The sequence below is a fragment of the Ruegeria sp. BG3 genome (assembly GCF_056538485.1).
On the sequence record NZ_JBQFTE010000013.1, the window covers coordinates 44,709 to 63,308 of the forward strand.

Below are 18,600 nucleotides of genomic sequence, written 5' to 3' on the forward strand. Positions count from 1 at the left end.
TCAAACCCCAAGGCACGGGTTTTCGCGCCTTTTGCAACAATTCTGTAACCTGGCCGGTCAAAAGATTTCAGAATCCGGTTGTTTGCGCCCCGAACCCTCACATTCCCTGCCACAGAGTTCAAGGCCGCGTGAATGGCCTGTTGCAAGCCCACATTGAAGCGCATGTTGGGGTCAGAATGAAACAATCAAAGCCGGACAGCCAGATGAGCGAAACAACCCAAGCACCGCGCGGCGGGTTTGCGCGCCATATTCCATTGCTTGTGATCCTAACCGTCGCCGCGGTGGGGTTCTTCACCCTTGGGGACTACCTGACGTTTGAAACCCTGCGTGACAATCGCGAGGCCCTGTTGGCGTGGCGCGATGCGAATTATTGGGCGATGGCCGGGGCGTTCGTGGCGATTTACATTGTGATCGTGGCGTTTTCCCTGCCCGGAGCCGCCGTCGCCTCGATGACTGGTGGTTTCCTGTTCGGCCTATTCGCAGGCACCGCGTTCAACGTGTTCGCAGCCACAATCGGCGCATCCGCCATCTTTCTGGCCGCGCGCTGGGGCTTGGGTGAGTCGTTGACGGCGCGGCTGGAAGCCTCGGAAGGGACCATCAAGAAACTCAAGGACGGCCTGCGCGAGAATGAGATCTCGGTCCTGTTTCTGTTGCGTCTTGTGCCCGTGGTTCCGTTCTTTGTGGCCAATCTGGTCCCGGCTCTGGTGGGCGTGAAGTTCCGCAACTTCCTGTTCACTACCGCGCTGGGCATCATTCCGGGCGGGATTGTCTACACCTGGATCGGCGTTGGTTTGGGCGGTGTCTTTGATCGCGGAGAAACGCCGGATGTTTCGCTGCTTTGGGAACCTTTTGTTATCGGTCCGATCATAGGCTTGTGCGTATTGGCCGCTCTGCCCATTCTGATCAAAGCCCTGCGCGGTAAAAAGGACGCCTGAATTCCATGAAAGAGCTGAAAACAGATATCCTGGTCATCGGCGCCGGGTCGGGCGGTTTGTCGGTTGCGGCAGGGGCGGCGCAGATGGGGGCCGATGTGATCCTGCTGGAAGGCCACAAGATGGGCGGGGATTGCCTGAATTTCGGCTGTGTCCCCTCCAAGGCCCTGATCGCCAGTGGCAAGATGGCCTATGGGCAGGCCCATTCCGCTCCCTTTGGCGTGGCCGATGTTGTGCCGCAAGTGGACTATGCCGCCGCCAAGGATCACGTGCACGGCGTTATCGCTCAGATCGAGCCGATGGACAGTCAGGAGCGGTTCGAGGGCTTCGGCGTCAAGGTGATCCGCGAATTTGGCACCTTCCTGTCTCCGACACAGGTGCAGGCGGGTGAGAACGTGATCACCGCCCGGCGGGTTGTCATCGCCACCGGATCATCGCCGCTTGTGCCGCCGATCCCGGGGCTGGACACTGTGCCCTTCTTCACGAATGAAACCATCTTTGATCTGAAGGACAAGCCCGACCACCTGCTGATTATCGGCGGCGGCCCCATCGGGATGGAGATGGCGCAGGCCCATATCCGGCTGGGCTGCAAGGTGACCGTGATCGAAGGCGCAAAGGCGCTGGGCAAGGATGACCCCGAGGCCGCGGCCCTTGTTCTGGAGACCCTGCGGGCCGAAGGGGTCGATATTCAGGAACAAGCCATGGTCGCACAGATCCGAGGCTCGGCTGGCGCGGTCGAGGTTGTCACCCAGAACGGAGACATCTTTGCCGGTACCCACCTGCTGATGGCGGCTGGACGCAAGGCCAATGTCGAACGCCTGAACATTGAGGCCGCGGGGATCGAGCGCACGCGCACAGGGATTAAGGTGGATGACGCTCTGCGCACGACCAACCGCAAGGTCTATGCCATCGGCGATGTGGCAGGTGGTCTGCAATTCACCCATGTAGCGGGGTATCACGCGGGCATTATCATCCGCTCGGCCCTGTTTGGTCTGCCGTCAAAGGCCAAGACATCTCACATCCCTTGGGCCACCTATACGGACCCCGAACTGGCTCAGGTCGGCCTGACCGAGGCGCGGGCCCGTGAACAGCATGGCGACGCGATGGAGGTTGCTCGGTTCGACTACCACCACAATGACCGCGCCATATCCGAGCGTAAGACAAAGGGCTTCATCAAGGTCATGGTCGTGAAAGGACGCCCCGTGGGCGCGACAATCGTCGGACATCAGGCCGGAGAACTGATCAACTTGTGGTCCCTTGCACTGGCCAATAACCTGAAGATGGGGCAGATCGCCGCGATGGTTTCGCCCTATCCGACGATCGGAGAGCTTAACAAACGTGTGGCGGGGGCTTATTTCTCGCCAAGGCTGTTTGAGAATCAGACGGTTAAACGCGTGGTCAGGTTCGTGCAACGCTGGATCCCCTGACCGGAAGAGGAGCGCCAATTGAACTCGCTGTCCGGCCGATTTCTGATCCTGACGACGGTCTTCGTGATGTTGGCCGAAGTCCTGATCTTTGTGCCGTCCATCGCGCGTTTCCGAGAAGACTTCCTGCTGAACCGGCTGGAACGCGCGCAGATCGCGTCTTTGGCGTTGCTGGCTGATGATATGCTCGCCGACGATCTTGAGGCCGAGCTGCTGGTAAATGCGGGTGTCTACAACGTTGTCCTGCGGCGCGATGAGGTGCGGCAGCTGATGCTGTCATCGCCGATCCCGGAACAGATCACCAACACCTATGACCTGCGCGATGCTGGCCCGTGGATCTTGATCCGCGACGCAATGAACCGGATTTTCACCACAGAGAATGAAGTCATCCGCGTGATCGGCGAGCCAGTCAAAGGGGCCGGTCTACTGATCGAGGTCACCATAGACAGCATGCCCTTACGCATGGCGATGGTCGACTACGGGCTGCGCATTCTGGGTTTGTCCTTCGTTATCTCGATCATCACGGCCTTCTTCCTGTTTCTTGCGGTGCGCGTCGTGCTGGTGCGCCCGATCAAAAGCGTTGTCGGCTATATGCAACGCTATGCCAGCGCGCCCGAGGATGCGCGGGGCATTATCACTCCCAACTCCAAGGTTACCGAACTGCGTGAGGCGGAAGAGGCCCTGAAGATGTTGCAGACCGACCTGACGCAGGCGCTAAAACAGCGTGAGCGCCTGGCGCAACTGGGTGGTGCGGTGGCCAAAGTCAGCCATGATCTGCGAAATATTCTGACGTCAGCGCAACTGTTCACCGACCGGATCGAGGCCAGCGATGACCCCTTGGTCCGCCGCATGGCGCCCAAGCTAGTCAACTCGATCACTCGCGCGGTTTCGCTGTGTGAAAGCACCCTTGCCTTTGGCCGCGCGGAAGAGCCTGCGCCGACCCTGACCATGGTGCGCGTCCGCGACATCGCCGAGGATGTTGCCGCAAGCGAGCAGCTGGCTGTCGCCGATGCCTGCGTCGAAATCGTGAACGAAGTGCCTGACGATCTGGTCGTGCGCGCAGACCCAGAGCAGCTCTTCCGCGTGATCATGAACCTTGTACGCAATGCCCGGCAGGCTCTGGTCTCCTCAGGCAAACCCGGGCGCGTCACTGTCACCGGCTGCGCCATGGAGGCCAGCTGGTGCATCGAAATCCGCGATACCGGCCCCGGCCTACCGCCCAAAGCCCGCGAGAATCTGTTCACGCCATTCCAAGGCGGCGTGCGCAAGGGCGGCTCGGGCCTTGGGCTTGCGATTTCACAGGAATTGGTGCGCGGACATGGGGGGGATCTTGTGCTGAAAGAGACCGGACCCACCGGTACAACCTTTGAAATAAGCCTCCCACGCGGCGATCTAACTTTTTGAAGGTTTTTTGCAGAATCGGCTTGCACGTCTCCCGCACCAGGTCTAAACACCGCCTCACCAACGCGGACCGATAGCTCAGCTGGATAGAGTACTTGACTACGAATCAAGGGGTCGGGGGTTCGAATCCTCCTCGGTCCGCCACTTGGTGATTTTCCCAAATCTCAATGAGATACACTAGGTTGCTTAAACCTTTGTGTTTTATGGCTGTGGCCGGGTTGGATGGTTTCGTTGGATTTTATCCGATCATACCCGTATACTTTCATTGAGTGGTATATTTTGTGGTATTTTCATGGCTGCGCTCAGCGGGAAGCTGACAAAGAAGCTGGTATAGAATCTCGGCCCGGGTCGGCATGGCGACGGTTCTGGCCTTTATCTCGTTGTCGATCCCTCGGGCGCACGGCGCTGGATCGTGCGCGTAACGGTCAAAGGACAGAAAAACCGCAAGGGCGCTCCTCTGCGCACGGATTTTGGGTTGGGTGGCGCTGATGTTGTCACTCTGAACCAAGCCCGCGAAAGAGCTCTCGAGTATCGACGAATGGCAAAGTCAGGGCTGAACCCTAGGTTCAATGCCCAGCGCGAAATTCCAACCTTCGAGGATCTCAGCCGACAGGTCCACATCGACCGCCTGCCAACATGGAAGAATGCCAAACACGGACAGCAGTGGCTCAACACCTTGCGCGACTACGCGTTCCCAAAGATCGGCCGTATGCCCGTGGACAGCATCGATCAGCCCGAAGTGCTGATGTGCCTATCCCCCATCTGGACCGAGAAACACGAAACTGCAAAGCGACTGTCTCAGCGGATCAAAACGGTGCTCGACGTGGCAAAGTCCAGGGGGTTCCGCTCGGGCGAGAACCCGGTGACCGCGATCCGCGAAGGCAAGGTGCTGCCCACCGTCAAGGCCAAGGTCCAGCACCATGACGCAATGCCATGGCAAGAAGTACCCGCGTTCTATGCCGATTTGCAGAACCGCTCTGCCATGGCCGCCAAGGCGCTGCAGTTCACCATTCTGACTGCCTGCCGAACCTCAGAGGTGCTGGAGATGAAATGGCCCGAGGTCGATGTTGATGCGCGTCTGTGGACTATACCATCGGAGCGCATGAAAGGCGGGCAGGTCCACCGTGTCCCCCTCACCAACGAAATGCTGGCCATTCTGGAGCCGCTCCGCGCGCTGGCCTCTGACTATGTGTTTGAGGGGCAAAAGCGGCACCAGCCATTGTCGAATATGTCCATGCTGATGCTGCTGCGCCGGATGCGGCAGGATGGCGTCACCGTGCATGGATTCCGCAGTTCGTTTCGGGATTGGGCGGCGGAGGCTGCAAACGCACCACGTGAACTGGCGGAAGCGGCTTTGGCCCATCAGGTTGGGTCCGATGTGGAGCGGGCCTATGCACGGTCGGATTTGTTGGAACGGCGAAGAGAGTTAATGGAGTTTTGGTCGAAATCACTGCAGTTGTCAGTCGCTAGAAACGGAAGCACAAGATGATCGCCCCTCAAGGATTTCGGCCTGTATTGGAAGTTGACAGACTAGCCCATGACCTCTCTCAAAACATGATGAACGATCTGTTCAGCGATCTATTCGACAGAATTCCACATAAAGAAGGATCGCCTGAGCATTTTGCGGAGCTACAACTCCTGGTAAATGACATAGCGAAGCAGCTTGTTGAGAAAAAATACTCGATAACGGATCAATTCTTGAATTCAGTTTCAAAACTGTTCGTTGCTTCTCACGAAGGTTGTGTACTGGAGATATCCAAGACCATGGTACTTCCAGATCAGAGTTTTTTCTTCGATCAAGACGACTATTTGGCCAACAGAAACGATCAATATGCGTGTATAGATACTGAGCTTTGGGTCGTCGATTGCGAAAAGTTGTCCGCGCTGCAAGCGAGAACTGTAAAACTAGCCGGAGAACACGGTTTGACTGAAGGAAAAGGTCTGTATACCCATGCTCGCTACTTTGAGCATCTTCAAAGATTTGATGGCTGGTCGTTGTGCATTAGCGAAAATGATTTCCCCTCGACGCCACAAGAACTCAAGCAAGTCTTGAGCCAAGAGGATAGTGCTCTCGAAGCAAGTGAAAGTGTAAAAAAACAGATTCTCGCGGTGACCGAGGATCGCAATATCACGAAAGCTACCGTTCGGGAGTTTTTCCCGCATCTGTCAGTCAGGCAGTTTGACCATTTCTGGCGTCTTGCCGCAGAAATCCGCCCAGAGCTATCGAAACCAGGTCGAAAATCCTAACACTGTTTCGAAACGAGTTTTGAATTGCGACGCCTATTTCGAGTTTAAACGAAAGGATACCTTGGCCATCGAAACTGATCCAAGAGGATTTCAACGATGGCAAATGTCTTCAATGACGACCGGGTCTATTTTCCAGAAGATCCTGAAATGCAATTGCTGGGAAACCGCGAAAAGCTGGCTCAATGGCGCCACCGCATGTGTGGTCCGGCCTATATCCGCATCGGTCGGCGGATCGCCTATCATGGCGCCGACCTGAACGCCTGGCTTGCGGCCCGGCGCACCGATCCCAACAACGAGGCTGCATAATGAAAAACCCCAACTCCAAGCGCGGAGATGGGGCTTTTCCAGTGACATCAACTGCCACCCTAGCAAGTCCAGTTGATGCCACAGGATGCCCCGCGCCGACAAGACAAAACGAGCGCCGGTACTACTGGTCGCCCCTGAGCCATTCGGTTGAACGGGTGATCGTACGGAAAGGACGGATCGAGCATGGCTGATATGTCCTTTTCCAAGTCAATCAATACCAGTCAAGACAGGAGGCCAGACACTGGCCCTCTTGCCCGAACCAATCATCGGGAAACTGCTGAGACCTACAGCGGCGAAATCTTTCGCCATGGTATCTATCGCGTTTCTGTCTGCCGGGATGGCATCCAATGGCTGTTTCAGCGCCAGAGACCCCAATTTCCGGCCGGGGGAGCGGCGTGGGACACACTCGGGTACTGTGTGTCCAAATCCGGCCTAACCCGGCTCGTCCGGGCGCATATCGGCTGCGACGTTCCGGAGTTGGATGCCCTTCCCGAGCGTTTCCAGCGGAGGTGTCGCGATGAGTAGACGGCGGTCTCCCAAAGGCAAACGGTCGGATGAGGGGCAATACATCCCTCTGCCCTACGCAATGATCAAATCTCCTGCGTGGCGGGCTTTGTCGGGACCTGCAGTGAAGCTCTGGCTGGAGCTTCACACCCGCTTCAACGGCAGCAACAACGGCAAGCTGTTCCTGTCGATGAACGAAGCGGCAGAGATTCTAGGCCTAGGTAAGGCCACCGTTCAACGCGCTTTCGAGGATCTGCAGGACAAAGGCTTCCTTGTGCTGGAGCAGGAAGGCAACTGGTATCACCGTCGCGCCCACGAATGGCGGTTAACGACTAAGACCACACAAACCCGGTCCGGCAAAAAAGCCGCCACTAACAACTGGCGTTTCTGGCAGCCCGAAAAAACAAAACGCGGTTCTGGTACGGACCCGTCAGCATCCTCTGTGGTTCCGTTTGAGAACCCAAAGACCCCGCATGGTTCCAAATCAGAACCCGTCAGGCCGGTTTTTCGTCGGTCCTTCGGTTCTGAATCGGAACACTAATACTAACCACTCCCTGTTGCGCGAGGCGGACATGAGCAAGACACTTAAAGACGATGGCAACGAACTGCAGACTAGCAACTCCGAGCTCACGGAGGCGGAAACCAATGCGATTGCGGATTTGAAGGAACGGAAGAGATCAGGCGTTCGGGCTCCGGACATCAAGTTAGACTTCGATGAAGACACACGCAGGCTCACGGTTGGGCACAAGGGAAAAGACCCAAAAGCGGCTTGTGCTTTGGCGATGCATGAGCTCGGCACCGTTGACTATCGGTTCTTCGAAGGAGTCATGGACCAAGTGGCAATCCTCGGACAACAGGACAGCTCTGTTTCTGAGAGCGCATCCAACTTCGTGATGTCCGTTGTTGCCGGGGTAAGGCCCCAAGACGAGATTGAAGCCATGCTTGCGATCCAGATGGGTGCGATCCATCAGGCCACGATGATGATGGCACGGCGCCTGAACCACGTAAAAACTCTCCCGCAGCAAGATTCAGCGGAACGAGCGCTCAACAAACTTGCGCGGACCTTCACCAGCCAGGTTGAAACCCTGAAGCGGTATCGCTCCAAGGCAGATCAAACCGTCCGAGTTGAACGCGTGGAAGTCAAAGAAGGTGGGCAGGCAATCGTTGGTAATGTTCAAAACGGGGGGCGGGGCGATGACAAAAAGTGACGACAACCTCATGGACCCAACGAAAAGTCTCAGAGATGCACCGAGGTGTGCTGCTAGGGCGAAGTCTACCGGTAGGCGATGTCGTGCTCCGGCTGTTCAAGGTTGGAGAGTATGCCGAATGCATGGTGCCAAAGGAGGGCATACTGCGGGACCAAGCCATCCGTCTTGGAATCACGGAGAAAGATCGCGGACGGCGGAGCAGACACGCAAAGCCGTCAATGACTTGATACGAAGGGAACGAAAACTGCAGGAATTGCTCAATTGACTAAGGTTCTAGAATTGCAGTGTCGCTCGACAGAGACCTGCAGTTTTTCATCATAAACTGGACACTCAAGCAGACTAAAACTCTGCGAGCAAAGCAGCCATCAACGCGTAGACGTCAATTGCAGCATTGGTGTTTGTTGGTCATTCAGGCGGCGGTTTTCAAATTGTGAAAGAACCGCGCAGAGGCGACCATTGGCACGAAACAGAGTGCTTTCCTCATGGGTTAATTTTCACTCTGCAAGCCAAACCACCTAGAATTTCGGATGTTCCAAGTTCCAACGATCCGCCGTAGGCGGCCAATAAATCAACGGAAATAGGTAGCCCTAGCCCTGTTCCTTTTACAGAGGTATCGAGGCGACCGCCGGAGCGAAGGACCTCAAGCCGGGCCTCCTCTGGGATTCCGGATCCGTCGTCCTCGACGCGAAGTTCGATGCCGCTGCCCGTGCGCCTGGCGGTGATTTGGAATGTTGTCCGACTCCATTTGAGGGCGTTGTCGAGGAGGTTCCCGATCACTTCCTCGATGTCCTGGGGGTCCATTCGAACGTGGAGACCAGTCTCGCAATTCGAAACAAGCGTCTTCCCCTCGCGTTCGGCCATAACCGAGAACAACCGGGACAGTCGTTCCAGCGAATTCGAAAGATCTGTCCTGGAATGCGTTAACTCTCCGGTGTTTGATGCGCGCATGCGCGCAAGTGAACGGCTAAGCTGGGCGTCAATTCGGGTTAGCGCTTCTTCCGCAGGCTCTGTGTGTGCTCCGGCGTCTGCGAGTTCTGCCAATTCGTTTCGTAAGATGGCCGTCGGTGTTTTTAGGGCATGTGCCAGATCCGCTGCTTGTCTTCGCGAACCTGAGACAATCTCGCGGTTTCGATGCAGAAGTTTGTTGAGATCTTCCACCAGGGGCGAAACCTCTTCCGGGTAGTCTTCGGGGGTCAGCTCATCGCCTCGATCCCAGCGATGGGCGACATCGACGCGCAACTTCCGGAGTGGGCCAACAATGGCGGACATCAACAAAAGAGAACTTGCCACTCCGATCAAACCAACCAATCCGAAAACCGGGAGAAGGTATCTTTGCGCAGCGCCGCGTTCGTTGATCAGTTCGCTCCTGCTTTCGGCAACAGTTACGCCCCACTCCGTCCCGTCTTCGAACGTGATCTTTTGATAGACGCTACGAATGGCTTCGCTATCTGGACCCGAGGTGTTCCAAATGATTGTTTCGTCATTTCCGTGAGGAGGCTCGGCGATCGTTTCATCAAAGAGTGAAGCGGATGTATAGATGGCGCCGGTACTGTCCGTTACTTGCCAATACCGCCCCGAATATGGCGTGCTATAGGCCGGATCGAATACCAACTGCCGCAGGGTTTCAGGGTCATCCGTGGTGGCGCTGAGGCCAACAACAACCTGCGTGTGCCGGTCTTGTAGCGTTGCGTCGAACTGTTCCAGAACGCGCGTGTTGATGTAGGAAAACACCATCAGCGTACCGACGCCTACGGACAATGCTCCCGAAGCGATACCTCCGAGTAAGGCCCGTTGGCGCAACGAGAGCATTAGGCGGAGTCAATCATATAGCCGCGACCCCGGACGGTTGTAATCAAATCGGAGCCCAGTTTTTTGCGCAGGCGGGTCACAAATACTGCAATCGTGTTGGAATCTCTGTCGCCGTCATATTCGTATATGTGTTCCGACAGCTCAGTACGCGACACCATGCGACCGATGTTGTGCGCCAGATAGGTCAGAACGGCGATCTCCTGCGCGGTCAAATCGACAGGTATGCCCCCAACGGTGACCCGACCATTCCGCGTATCTAGAGAAACCTCTCCCATTTCTATCACGGGGTTCAACTGACCGCTCTGACGTCGCAAGATGGCCCGTACCCGCGCCGCCAATTCAGGCATGTGAAACGGCTTGGTCATATAGTCATCCGCGCCAGCATCCAGACCGTCGACGCGTTCGCTCCAGCCATCTCTGGCCGTCAGGATCAAGACCGGTGTCTTGACGCCCGCGCTGCGCCATTCACGCAGGACCGAAATGCCGTCACGCTCAGGTAGGCCGATGTCGAGGATGATCATGTCGTACGGTTCAGTCGACCCCAGATGCAGGGCATCTGTACCATTGTTGGCCACGTCGACCACGCGACCTTCCGCGCCCAATAGCTTTTTGACTTGCTCACAAAGCTGGCGCTCGTCTTCAGCAAGGAGTATTCGCATATCCAGAGGCTACAGCTAAATCAGCGCGACCTTAACTCTAATTTTTTCCACCGCCGTTTCCACCGCCATTGCCGCCTCCGTTTCCACCGCCATTGCCGCCGCCGTTTCCACCGCCATTGCCGCCGCCGTTTCCACCGCCATTGCCGCCTCCGTTTCCACCGCCATTGCCGCCGCCGTTTCCACCGCCATTGCCGCCGCCGTTACCACCACCGTTTCCACCGCCATTGCCGCCGCCGTTTCCACCGCCATTGCCGCCGCCGTTGCCGCCAGCATTGCTTCGACTTGCACTGTTCCCACGGGTGGCAGAGGCGCTCTGACTGTTGTTGCTTTGGGATTTGGTTGAATTGCGTGCGGCTTCGGAAATCTCGCGCCCGGTACTTGAGCGGTTCGAGACGACTGTGCCGGTTTCGGCGTTCACTATCACGCTGACAATCTTTCCGCCCGGCTTTTTGACCAGAATACGATAGTAGATCTTGTCTGTTTTGAATGCGCGCGCATCAACAGGGGTTCCGCCGTACGCTTTCTTCACGCCTTTGATGACACGGTTCAGCCGTATCGCACTGCCTGACAACGTCGCCATACGTAGTTCAGACTGTTTGAGTTCGCGTGCATCTGCCGCCGCTTGTCCCCCGGACAAGGCGGTTAGCAAAGCTGCAACCAGAAAAAACGCTTTGGCCTGCATAACAACCTCAAACACCTTCATCGAAGACTACTAGGCCAGACATGAACCGATGATGAACAAGCAGTTAGCCCTGCGTTCAAGCGACCTCAAGTTAAATCAGTGGCAAGGGCTTTGATTCGACTGCGAGTCAGACTGCCGAAACACTGTGGTCAACCTCAGTATGCGGACTGTCGTTGCTGAAGGTTTTGAGGAGATTGAAAATGAAAACCACCAAGTGCGGACTGCTTAAAGCTTCGACGATCGCGATTGCCTTGTTGGGTTCCACGGCCATTGTAGCCACCGTCGCAACTCCTGATTTTGCACATGCCAAGCCGGGTAACGGTAATGGTGGTGGCAATGGCGGTGGGAACGGCAACGGTGGTGGAAACGGTGGTGGTAACGGCGGCGGAAACGGCAACAGCGGTGGAAATGGCAACGGCAACAGCGGTGGAAATGGCAACGGCAACGGCGGTGGCAATGGAAACAGCGGCGGCAATGGCAACGGCGCTCAGGGAGATCGCGGAGACAACAGCTCGGCTGGAAATGGTGGCCGTGGCAACGGGGCCAACAAAAGCCGTGGCGGCACCAGAGTCGGGTTATTCGGGCAAGGGAAAACAAAGTCTCAGTCTGCTCGGTCCGGTACGAAAAAAGGCGGCGGGTTCTCTCTGAAAGATCTGTTCAACGGGAATGGCAAAACTCGCAAAACGACGACCACCTCAAGGGTTGCCACGACAACCCTTCGAACGCAGAAGGCCAAGGTGCAAAAAACGGTTCGTCAGACTGTGATTGTAGAAGAGTCCAAGCGTCCCGTTTCCCGCACCAAAGGTAATCGTATGGCTGCGCTGCTTGGTGCACATCCGTCCGAGTTGGGCGCACTGAACGCGGCCAATGCAAGCCCAACGGCCCTCGCCAATGCCGCGCCCAATTCACGGGTTGGCAGAATTGCCACGTACCGCGACACTGTGCTGGCCGGAGAACCCTTGCGTGAGGAACTGGAAGAACAGTTGGAGCTCCTTGAGGGGCTGGAAGAACCAGATCGGACAGTTCAAGAAATCGAGGATGACTTGGAAGTCGCATTGGGTGAGGTTCAAACCAACCGGGACACGGTCGCAGAGCTTGAACAGGCATTGGAGGACGCGGGTGGTAGCGATCCGGATATCGAAGCACAGCTAGAAGAGGCCCAAGCCGAATTGGACGCTTCGATTGATGAAGCCCAGACTTTGAATGACGAGAGACAGGCAGCCATTGAATACAACGAAGCTGTTGAAGAGGTGGAAGAGCTGACAGAACTTGTAGAAGAGCAAGATCTGGCTGAACGTGAGGCCCTGGAAGCTGCTGCCAACAAGCCTGTCACCGATGCAGTCGAGGAACAGGTCAAAGCCCTGCTGGGACTGTGATCTGAGGCTTCCCGGCCATCGCCAGCCTCCACTTCAGGGTGAACGGAAAGCTGGAGCGTCGAAAGGCTTTCCGGATACCAAGTTAACAGGTCGACTAAGTCGGCCTGCTAGGCACAAACCCTTGATGATTGTGATGCGCAACAAGAAAATCCCGCCCCAAGTTGGGGCGGGATTTATGTTACAATTCCCATGTTTAGGACGATAATCGAGAATTGTCGGGGGGGTCAGCTTGTTTGCCTTCAGACGTTCTGGTGAGCCTCGGAGAGCCGCATGTTTTTAGTGATCTCTGTCAGTGCATTTTCGATAGGAGGGAAGCGGCTATTGCTCGAATTCATCGTGGTTTGCTGGCGCTCTTCAACAGATTTGCTAGAGGTCCGCATCGCAATTTCAGTGCTGCGATCTTCAGTCACAAAGGCAGGCTTGACCATTTTGTTCCCCTTGTTTCCGCCAAACGATATACGTTTCGTTCGATCCAATTTGGTCATTATGCAAAAGCTTATTTGAACCTAACGAGAATACACTGTTCACGTTCGGTTAATGTTGTTTACGAAATAAGAACAAAGGATTGATCTGGCCGGGCGCCCTTCAATTGCCCCATTCCAGCTCGACGGTTTCAAAGGTCGTTAGATGAGAATGTCGTGCCAAGCGAACCATAGCGTTACAGCAGAAGACTTCGACAGTAAGCCAGTCTCCGCCGATGCATTGGTCAAACCCCGATGGTGATCATAATTGGAAAGCTCAGTTACAGGAGGCGGAAAAGATGAAAACGGCTTTAGTAATTACGGCGACGGTGTTCACTATGCAGACCGGGCCCGTTGCGGGTGCGAGTTTTGACATCCAGTCTCTTGATCTTGGACAGAGTATCGGGTCGCACAACGCACTGCACACTGTTTTGGTGAAATCAAAAGCAGGTAACTGTCCTCCGGGTTTGGCGAAGAAAGCAGTACCATGCGTTCCTCCTGGCCAAGCTAAACGATACCGAGTTGGGGATTTCATCTACAATGGCTATGTTCGCATCGACAATCCTAGCCGATATGGCCTGCGGCGAAACGGCTACTATGTGCGCGCCGGAGATTATGTTTATCAAGTGAACCAGGAGACACACGAGGTGCTGAACCTAATAGGGGCAGTGGTCGATGTTCTAAATTGATTGCATTTATTTAGAACAATCATTGCTCGGATTGACGCCCTTAGGTTGTAGATGAAGCACGGGAGTTTGGGTTTTTCGAGGCTGTCATGGGCGAAGCAGCATCACCGTTAATCTTGCCCCGTAACGTCACTAGGGAAGGTCCAGAGCCGACTTTGAATGATCCCTCACAATGCTGCGGTCGCAGCCCGTTTTCCGGTCCTTAGCTGTAGATATAGTTCTAGGCTTCAGCGAATTCACAAAATGCGGAAGAAGCCGCGGCTAGCCGCACTGCAATGCAAAGAGAACACTTGAGCGTCTGGTCTTCGGACAAAGCCACAATTTGTGTCCGAGACGAATCCCAGCTGTTGAACGTCAAAATGCGCTGAAAGCTAGCTTCGCGAATTTTGGCGGACTGCCCGCAACCGACCTGAAGCTTCTGGGTACAGTTCTTTATTCGCAACTTGTTATCCAAACGGTCGCTGCGACCCTGACAGTCTTCAAAAATACAGGATTAGAAATCAAGTATTTGGCTCGCCAGCCAGATAGCGACCAAGTGCTAGATAGGCATGCGAGGGATCATCAGCTTACAAATTTGTAAACTTCGCCGCACCTTCCAGCAAAGCGCGGCTCCCATGTTGATCTCATCGGAAGGCAATAAAGCCTTCTAACAACTAAACTATGGAGAGAAACATGGACAAGAACAACACAGCGCTCGGCGCTCTGGCAGGTCTGATTCTTACAGGAGCTGTCGTCGGTTCGGTTTCGGCACAAAGCACCGCAGAGGCGACGGGACTCACTTTGCAACAGGCCCTTGAAATCGCGCTTCAGGAAGTGTCGGGTGAGGTCCAGGAAGCGGAACTCGAAAACGAAGACGGGATGAAGATCTATGAGGTCGAAATCCTGGATGCAAGCGGTCAAGAGTTCGAAGTCGAGATTGCCGCCGAAACCGGTGCAGTGATTGAGGTTGAGGCTGAAGGTGAAGACGACGATGACGACAACGATGAAGATGAGACATAGGTCGCGGCCAAGCTGCGAATGATTGGCCAATTCGGAGGTCGCTCACTAGAGTGGCCTCCGAATGCGTGACGGTAAGGGTTCACATGCGAATTTTGTTTCTGGAAGACGACAGCCAACTTGGGTCTTGGGTCTCTAACGGCCTGCGCGAAGAAGGTCATGTCATCGACCATTTCGAGGATGGCAAAGACGCTTTGATGGCGGCTATGACTCAGGAGTACGATCTTCTAATTCTGGACCGCATGGTCCCGGGCCTCGATGGTTTGGCGGTTCTGAAATCCTTGCGGGCCTCGAAGAATACCACCCCCGCGCTTTTTCTAACGGCTTTGGGTGAGGTCGACGCCCGAGTCGAAGGCTTTGGTGCTGGCGGTGACGACTATCTGACGAAACCTTTCGCCTTTGCCGAACTCTCTGCCCGTGTGGGCGCTTTGGGCCGCCGCCGCGAAGGCGTGGAGGCGAGACAGCCGGAAGCCACGGTCTTGCGCCATGGGGATCTAAGCCTCGATCTTCTGGCGCGAACCTGCAAACGCCAGGATCAACAGATTGAGCTATTGGCCAAGGAGTTCAAACTTCTGGAATACTTGATGCGAAGACCGGGTCGATTGGTGACACGTACGATGCTGCTGGAACAGGTCTGGGATATGAGTTTTGACCCGACCACAAGTGTCGTTGAGACCCATATCAGCCGGCTACGCACCAAAATCGACAAGCCGTTTGATACACCGCTGATCCGAACCCGTCGTGGGGAAGGCTATGTCTTTGGCCGGTAATCTGACCTGGCTTCGTCGCTCCTCGACCTTGCGGCTGGCGCTGGTATTGTCAGCCATCTTCGCGCTTTGCATGGCTACCGCGGCCTATATCACGATTACGGTTGGCTCAGATGTGTTCGAACGTCGTATCGATACGACGTTGGATGCGCTGGCAAAGGCCTCGGCCCTTGAGGGTGCGCGCGGGGACCGGTTTGGCGTCATCTTGCGTCACCCAGATGATCTCGAAGACCTGCCAATTGCTTTTCAGCGTGTGGTTGCGCGCGGCGGGGGGACGGTGGAGCTGTCCGATGATTTTCGGGAATCCGAAGCTTGGCGCGTTCTTGTAGATACTGACAGTCAAGGCGCGCCGGTCATGGCGGCTGTTCCGCTTGATGACGCGGAGGATGCGTTTGAACTCTTAGGCGGTGTTCTCTGGACCACGATGTTGACAATGATTGTTCTGACATTGGTGGTAGGGTTTGCCACCGGTATCGTCGCCCAGCGACGTCTCAAGCGGATCAACAGCACGCTTTCGGCGTTGGCCTCTGGCGACCTCAGCGCGCGCACGGAGATCACGCGGAACAAGGATGACCTCGACGACATGGCACGTCAGGTGGATTTGACTGCGGCAGAGTTGGAGCGGCTGGTCGCCCAGACCCGCCATCTCAGCGCGAATTTGGCGCATGATCTGCGCACCCCCTTAGCCCGCCTACGGTCTCGACTTGAAAGCTTGCCTGAAGGAGAGGAACGCGGTGCAGCCCTGGAAGAAGCAGAGCGTTTGTCCGGCATTTTCGATACGATCATGCGGGTCGCTCGGATTGAGGCCGCCCAAGGCACAGACGGATTCGAAAAGGTTGATCTGACGGACTTGATGGCCGACATGTCGATGACATTTGGCCCAGTGGTTGAGGACGCAGGCAAAGTGCTGCAATTTGATGCAAGTGACGCTGCAACGGTTTTCGCAGATCGTCAGATGCTTGTTCAGGCAGTTGCAAACCTCATACAGAATGCGATGCGCCATGGAGGGGATCAGATCAATCTGGCAGCACGTGGTCGCACCATCAGTGTCGCCGACAACGGTCCCGGTGTGGCGCAAGAGAAATATGCCGAGATCCTCAAACCCATGGTCCGTCTTGACGTAACACGGCAAAGCGAGGGTACGGGTTTAGGCCTAGCCCTCGTTCGTGCGGTTGCAGATCGCCATGGTGCAGATCTTATCTTGTCGCAAACCGATCCCCACGGGCTGACGGTGACGCTGAAGTTTGCAAATTTGTAAGTTTTGACCCAAGCGCACGTAAAGCCCGAACCACATATCAGTTTCATCAACACAACAAATGAAACTGGAGATTAGGACATGAAAACGTATCTGAACAAGGTGACCTCTGCTGCTGCTGGTGGCGGCCTCTTTCTTGTGGCCTGTGTCTTAGCGAGCCTTGGCCTGTCCTTTATGGTCATCTTGGCGATGTTTGCACTGGCCATTGTCGGCCTAGGAGTCTTGGCTACTCCGCTTTTGGCGTTGCTTCAATTCTCAGAGCGCAAGGAAGTCGAGGCGGTTGCCGAGTAAACCTGACTGCCTACGGATGCGCCCGATTGGGGGCACAAAGTACCGCACGCTGTTCATTGGGGCTTTCAGGTTGGGCATGTCCGCTTCAGGCTGCGACCGGTCCTCAGCACCCAATGAGCCGACGGCAAATTTGTCCGCGAAGCAGACATTGAACAGAGTTGCGACGAATGACCGTTCCGCGGACTTTGCCGCCATTGGCCCGTTTTCAACGGAGGACCGCAGACAGCCCAAAGCAGACCTTCAAAATACGAAGAACGATTGTGCTTCTAGCAACAGAAAGCATCACTTTGCCTGATCATAGAGACTGATAACGCGAAAAATCTGCACGGGGTTACCGATGCCCTTCAGTTCCCGCTCTCCCATTTCTTCGGTCTCTACATGTTCTTCTATGTCCAGAAGCGCCCTTTGGTTTAAAAGGATCTGCCCGTCGCTGGCAAAGTCGCAAAGCCTGGATGCGGTGTTCACGACCCCACCTATTGCAGTGTAGTCGGCGCGGCCATGAAACCCGATAAGCCCAAGCGTCGCATAACCACTACTGATCCCAATACCCAAACCCATCGCATGTCCGAGTTTCTGCCAGGGTGCTCGTATTCCTTCGAAGGCTTCGTTTATTGCCTTAGCCAGTCGCACGACTTGCAGAACGGGCTGATCGCAGGGAACCGGGTCATTGAAGAAGACCATCAATCCGTCTCCGGCTCGGTATCCAATTGTTCCCTTGTGTTTGGCAACTAAATGGCCAACCTCATCGTGGAAATGCTGGAGAAGGGTAATGACATCTTCCGGCTCAATCGCCTCGGAAATGGAGGTGAAATTACGAATGTCGCAGAATAGGCAAGCGATGTATTGACGATGAGTATTCAAAAGCTCGTCAGCGTTTTCTTCGACGACAAGCTCCGCAACTTGAGGCGCAAGGAATTGTTTGAGACGCCCCAGCCTGTCAATCTCGCCTTCCTGGCGCTTTACCTTCTCAGTCAGTCTTTCGTTCAATGCTTCTATTTCATGTGTCTGGTTGCGAACCGTGTGGTTCAAAGCATCGAGTATAAAGTTCTGGTTTAGCAAAGCAGCGATCACCAAAAGCACATAGGCAAGCGCTTCTACGCGTTCATCATAGCCGAAGTACAGTGTGACGATCAGGATGACGGCAGCAATCCCACCGAGGACGAGCGGAAGCTCCTTGGCATGCCGTTTCCGGTCTCTCCACAAGAAACTAACCGCCAACAATGCAAACACCCACATGAGCACCGCTTGCGCATGTGGGTTTATAGAAAGCGCTTCGTAGCCAATCAAATAGGTCAGTAAAATCCCGGAATAGCACGTGGCCAAAGAAGCCAAAGCAGCCAAGACAGCTCCGATCCCGATTGGCATCGAGATTTTGAACTCCTCCGTTGCCACGCCGATACCGTCGGCCACAGCACGCCGCGAAGGCTCCGCAGCGGAGTTATTTCTGTGTTCGGGATCAGGCATGGTCCTCGTTCGCACTTGGTCGCTGGTAGAGTACGTTTGATTTGAGATTGCGTCAAAATCACATACCTGCATGGGGGAGTTGAGGGTTTCCCCAAATCAACAACGACCAGCCAAACAGTCTCATACTTCACA

Annotated in this window: 19 protein-coding genes, 1 tRNA gene and 1 pseudogene; 16 read left to right on the forward strand and 5 right to left on the reverse strand. The window is 55.4% G+C overall.

The annotated features are described in order from the left end of the window. Positions 1-203 precede the first annotated feature (203 nt). From ACR0AI_RS19580 to ACR0AI_RS19625, 10 genes and pseudogenes are all read left to right on the forward strand, one after another. Positions 204-935 carry a TVP38/TMEM64 family protein gene (locus tag ACR0AI_RS19580; RefSeq protein WP_480676684.1) on the forward strand — a complete coding sequence of 244 codons (732 nt, stop codon included), beginning with the start codon at positions 204-206 and terminating at the stop codon, positions 933-935. Positions 936-940: 5 nt separating this feature from the next. Further along, a complete protein-coding gene (locus ACR0AI_RS19585) occupies positions 941-2,359 on the forward strand; it encodes a dihydrolipoyl dehydrogenase family protein (RefSeq protein ID WP_480676542.1) in 1,419 nt (472 codons plus the stop codon). 18 nt (positions 2,360-2,377) lie between these two features. Next, positions 2,378-3,760, forward strand: a complete 1,383-nt coding sequence (locus ACR0AI_RS19590) for a sensor histidine kinase (RefSeq protein WP_480676544.1) — start codon at positions 2,378-2,380, stop codon at positions 3,758-3,760. A gap of 64 nt (positions 3,761-3,824) precedes the next feature. Beyond that, a tRNA-Arg gene (locus ACR0AI_RS19595) sits at positions 3,825-3,901 on the forward strand. Between the two features lie 217 nt (positions 3,902-4,118). Beyond that, positions 4,119-4,325 (forward strand): annotated as a pseudogene (locus tag ACR0AI_RS19600) (Arm DNA-binding domain-containing protein); the annotation flags it as partial. Positions 4,326-4,340: 15 nt separating this feature from the next. Continuing rightward, on the forward strand, positions 4,341-5,246 hold the full coding sequence (locus ACR0AI_RS19605) for a tyrosine-type recombinase/integrase (protein ID WP_480676686.1): 906 nt from the start codon (positions 4,341-4,343) through the stop codon (positions 5,244-5,246). Beyond that, positions 5,243-6,004: a hypothetical protein gene (locus tag ACR0AI_RS19610; RefSeq protein WP_480701444.1), complete on the forward strand. Its 762-nt coding sequence runs from the start codon at positions 5,243-5,245 to the stop codon at positions 6,002-6,004. The genes ACR0AI_RS19605 and ACR0AI_RS19610 overlap by 4 nt, the downstream gene beginning before the upstream one ends. A gap of 96 nt (positions 6,005-6,100) precedes the next feature. Further along, complete coding sequence (locus ACR0AI_RS19615; RefSeq protein ID WP_480676548.1) at positions 6,101-6,310, forward strand: MerR family transcriptional regulator; 210 nt, start codon at positions 6,101-6,103, stop codon at positions 6,308-6,310. Positions 6,311-6,938: 628 nt separating this feature from the next. After that, on the forward strand, positions 6,939-7,355 hold the full coding sequence (locus tag ACR0AI_RS19620) for a MarR family transcriptional regulator (RefSeq protein WP_480586649.1): 417 nt from the start codon (positions 6,939-6,941) through the stop codon (positions 7,353-7,355). A 31-nt stretch (positions 7,356-7,386) separates the two neighbouring features. Further along, positions 7,387-8,022, forward strand: a complete 636-nt coding sequence (locus tag ACR0AI_RS19625; RefSeq protein WP_480676550.1) for a hypothetical protein — start codon at positions 7,387-7,389, stop codon at positions 8,020-8,022. A gap of 480 nt (positions 8,023-8,502) precedes the next feature. Here the strand turns inward: ACR0AI_RS19625 and ACR0AI_RS19630 are convergent, their stop codons facing one another. The 3 genes from ACR0AI_RS19630 to ACR0AI_RS19640 form a co-directional block, all read right to left on the reverse strand. Then, entirely contained in the window at positions 8,503-9,756 is a 1,254-nt protein-coding gene (locus ACR0AI_RS19630; protein ID WP_480676552.1) for a sensor histidine kinase, read from the reverse strand. Between the two features lie 74 nt (positions 9,757-9,830). Beyond that, positions 9,831-10,490 (reverse strand): response regulator transcription factor, encoded by a 660-nt coding sequence (locus ACR0AI_RS19635; RefSeq protein ID WP_480676554.1) that lies wholly within the window; start codon positions 10,488-10,490, stop codon positions 9,831-9,833. A gap of 37 nt (positions 10,491-10,527) precedes the next feature. Beyond that, positions 10,528-11,193 (reverse strand): PepSY domain-containing protein, encoded by a 666-nt coding sequence (locus tag ACR0AI_RS19640; RefSeq protein ID WP_480676556.1) that lies wholly within the window; start codon positions 11,191-11,193, stop codon positions 10,528-10,530. A 179-nt stretch (positions 11,194-11,372) separates the two neighbouring features. On the opposite strand from ACR0AI_RS19640, the gene ACR0AI_RS19645 reads away from it, so the two are divergent. Continuing rightward, positions 11,373-12,548 (forward strand): hypothetical protein, encoded by a 1,176-nt coding sequence (locus ACR0AI_RS19645; RefSeq protein WP_480676558.1) that lies wholly within the window; start codon positions 11,373-11,375, stop codon positions 12,546-12,548. Positions 12,549-12,787: 239 nt separating this feature from the next. On the opposite strand, the gene ACR0AI_RS19650 is transcribed toward ACR0AI_RS19645, so the two are convergent. Further along, entirely contained in the window at positions 12,788-12,976 is a 189-nt protein-coding gene (locus tag ACR0AI_RS19650; protein ID WP_299898963.1) for a hypothetical protein, read from the reverse strand. Positions 12,977-13,308: 332 nt separating this feature from the next. Here ACR0AI_RS19650 and ACR0AI_RS19655 point away from each other — a divergent pair, with 332 nt between their 5' ends. From ACR0AI_RS19655 to ACR0AI_RS19675, 5 genes are all read left to right on the forward strand, one after another. Further along, the gene (locus tag ACR0AI_RS19655) at positions 13,309-13,698 is read left to right on the forward strand and encodes a hypothetical protein (RefSeq protein ID WP_480676560.1); all 390 of its coding nucleotides are present in this window, start codon (positions 13,309-13,311) and stop codon (positions 13,696-13,698) included. Positions 13,699-14,367: 669 nt separating this feature from the next. Next, positions 14,368-14,694, forward strand: coding sequence for a PepSY domain-containing protein (locus ACR0AI_RS19660; RefSeq protein WP_480676562.1), 327 nt, complete (start codon positions 14,368-14,370; stop codon positions 14,692-14,694). Positions 14,695-14,777: 83 nt separating this feature from the next. Then, on the forward strand, positions 14,778-15,461 hold the full coding sequence (locus tag ACR0AI_RS19665; RefSeq protein ID WP_480676564.1) for a winged helix-turn-helix domain-containing protein: 684 nt from the start codon (positions 14,778-14,780) through the stop codon (positions 15,459-15,461). Beyond that, a complete protein-coding gene (locus tag ACR0AI_RS19670) occupies positions 15,445-16,716 on the forward strand; it encodes a sensor histidine kinase (RefSeq protein ID WP_480676566.1) in 1,272 nt (423 codons plus the stop codon). The genes ACR0AI_RS19665 and ACR0AI_RS19670 overlap by 17 nt, the downstream gene beginning before the upstream one ends. Before the next feature lie 78 nt (positions 16,717-16,794). Further along, a complete protein-coding gene (locus ACR0AI_RS19675; protein WP_480676568.1) occupies positions 16,795-17,004 on the forward strand; it encodes a hypothetical protein in 210 nt (69 codons plus the stop codon). A gap of 282 nt (positions 17,005-17,286) precedes the next feature. Here the strand turns inward: ACR0AI_RS19675 and ACR0AI_RS19680 are convergent, their stop codons facing one another. Further along, complete coding sequence (locus ACR0AI_RS19680; protein ID WP_480676570.1) at positions 17,287-18,468, reverse strand: adenylate/guanylate cyclase domain-containing protein; 1,182 nt, start codon at positions 18,466-18,468, stop codon at positions 17,287-17,289. Positions 18,469-18,600 lie beyond the last annotated feature (132 nt).

Excerpts from the sequence above, each read along its gene's own strand:
- ACR0AI_RS19580 (WP_480676684.1), top strand. The coding sequence starts at position 204 with ATGAGCGAAACAACCCAAGCACCGCGCGGCGGGTTTGCGCGCCATATT.
- ACR0AI_RS19585 (WP_480676542.1), top strand. The coding sequence starts at position 941 with ATGAAAGAGCTGAAAACAGATATCCTGGTCATCGGCGCCGGGTCGGGC.
- ACR0AI_RS19610 (WP_480701444.1), top strand. The coding sequence starts at position 5,243 with ATGATCGCCCCTCAAGGATTTCGGCCTGTATTGGAAGTTGACAGACTA.
- ACR0AI_RS19615 (WP_480676548.1), top strand. The coding sequence starts at position 6,101 with ATGGCAAATGTCTTCAATGACGACCGGGTCTATTTTCCAGAAGATCCT.
- ACR0AI_RS19625 (WP_480676550.1), top strand. The coding sequence starts at position 7,387 with ATGAGCAAGACACTTAAAGACGATGGCAACGAACTGCAGACTAGCAAC.
- ACR0AI_RS19630 (WP_480676552.1), bottom strand. The coding sequence starts at position 9,756 with ATGGTGTTTTCCTACATCAACACGCGCGTTCTGGAACAGTTCGACGCA.
- ACR0AI_RS19635 (WP_480676554.1), bottom strand. The coding sequence starts at position 10,490 with ATGCGAATACTCCTTGCTGAAGACGAGCGCCAGCTTTGTGAGCAAGTC.
- ACR0AI_RS19640 (WP_480676556.1), bottom strand. The coding sequence starts at position 11,193 with ATGAAGGTGTTTGAGGTTGTTATGCAGGCCAAAGCGTTTTTTCTGGTT.
- ACR0AI_RS19645 (WP_480676558.1), top strand. The coding sequence starts at position 11,373 with ATGAAAACCACCAAGTGCGGACTGCTTAAAGCTTCGACGATCGCGATT.
- ACR0AI_RS19650 (WP_299898963.1), bottom strand. The coding sequence starts at position 12,976 with ATGGTCAAGCCTGCCTTTGTGACTGAAGATCGCAGCACTGAAATTGCG.
- ACR0AI_RS19655 (WP_480676560.1), top strand. The coding sequence starts at position 13,309 with ATGAAAACGGCTTTAGTAATTACGGCGACGGTGTTCACTATGCAGACC.
- ACR0AI_RS19660 (WP_480676562.1), top strand. The coding sequence starts at position 14,368 with ATGGACAAGAACAACACAGCGCTCGGCGCTCTGGCAGGTCTGATTCTT.
- ACR0AI_RS19665 (WP_480676564.1), top strand. The coding sequence starts at position 14,778 with ATGCGAATTTTGTTTCTGGAAGACGACAGCCAACTTGGGTCTTGGGTC.
- ACR0AI_RS19670 (WP_480676566.1), top strand. The coding sequence starts at position 15,445 with ATGTCTTTGGCCGGTAATCTGACCTGGCTTCGTCGCTCCTCGACCTTG.
- ACR0AI_RS19675 (WP_480676568.1), top strand. The coding sequence starts at position 16,795 with ATGAAAACGTATCTGAACAAGGTGACCTCTGCTGCTGCTGGTGGCGGC.
- ACR0AI_RS19680 (WP_480676570.1), bottom strand. The coding sequence starts at position 18,468 with ATGCCTGATCCCGAACACAGAAATAACTCCGCTGCGGAGCCTTCGCGG.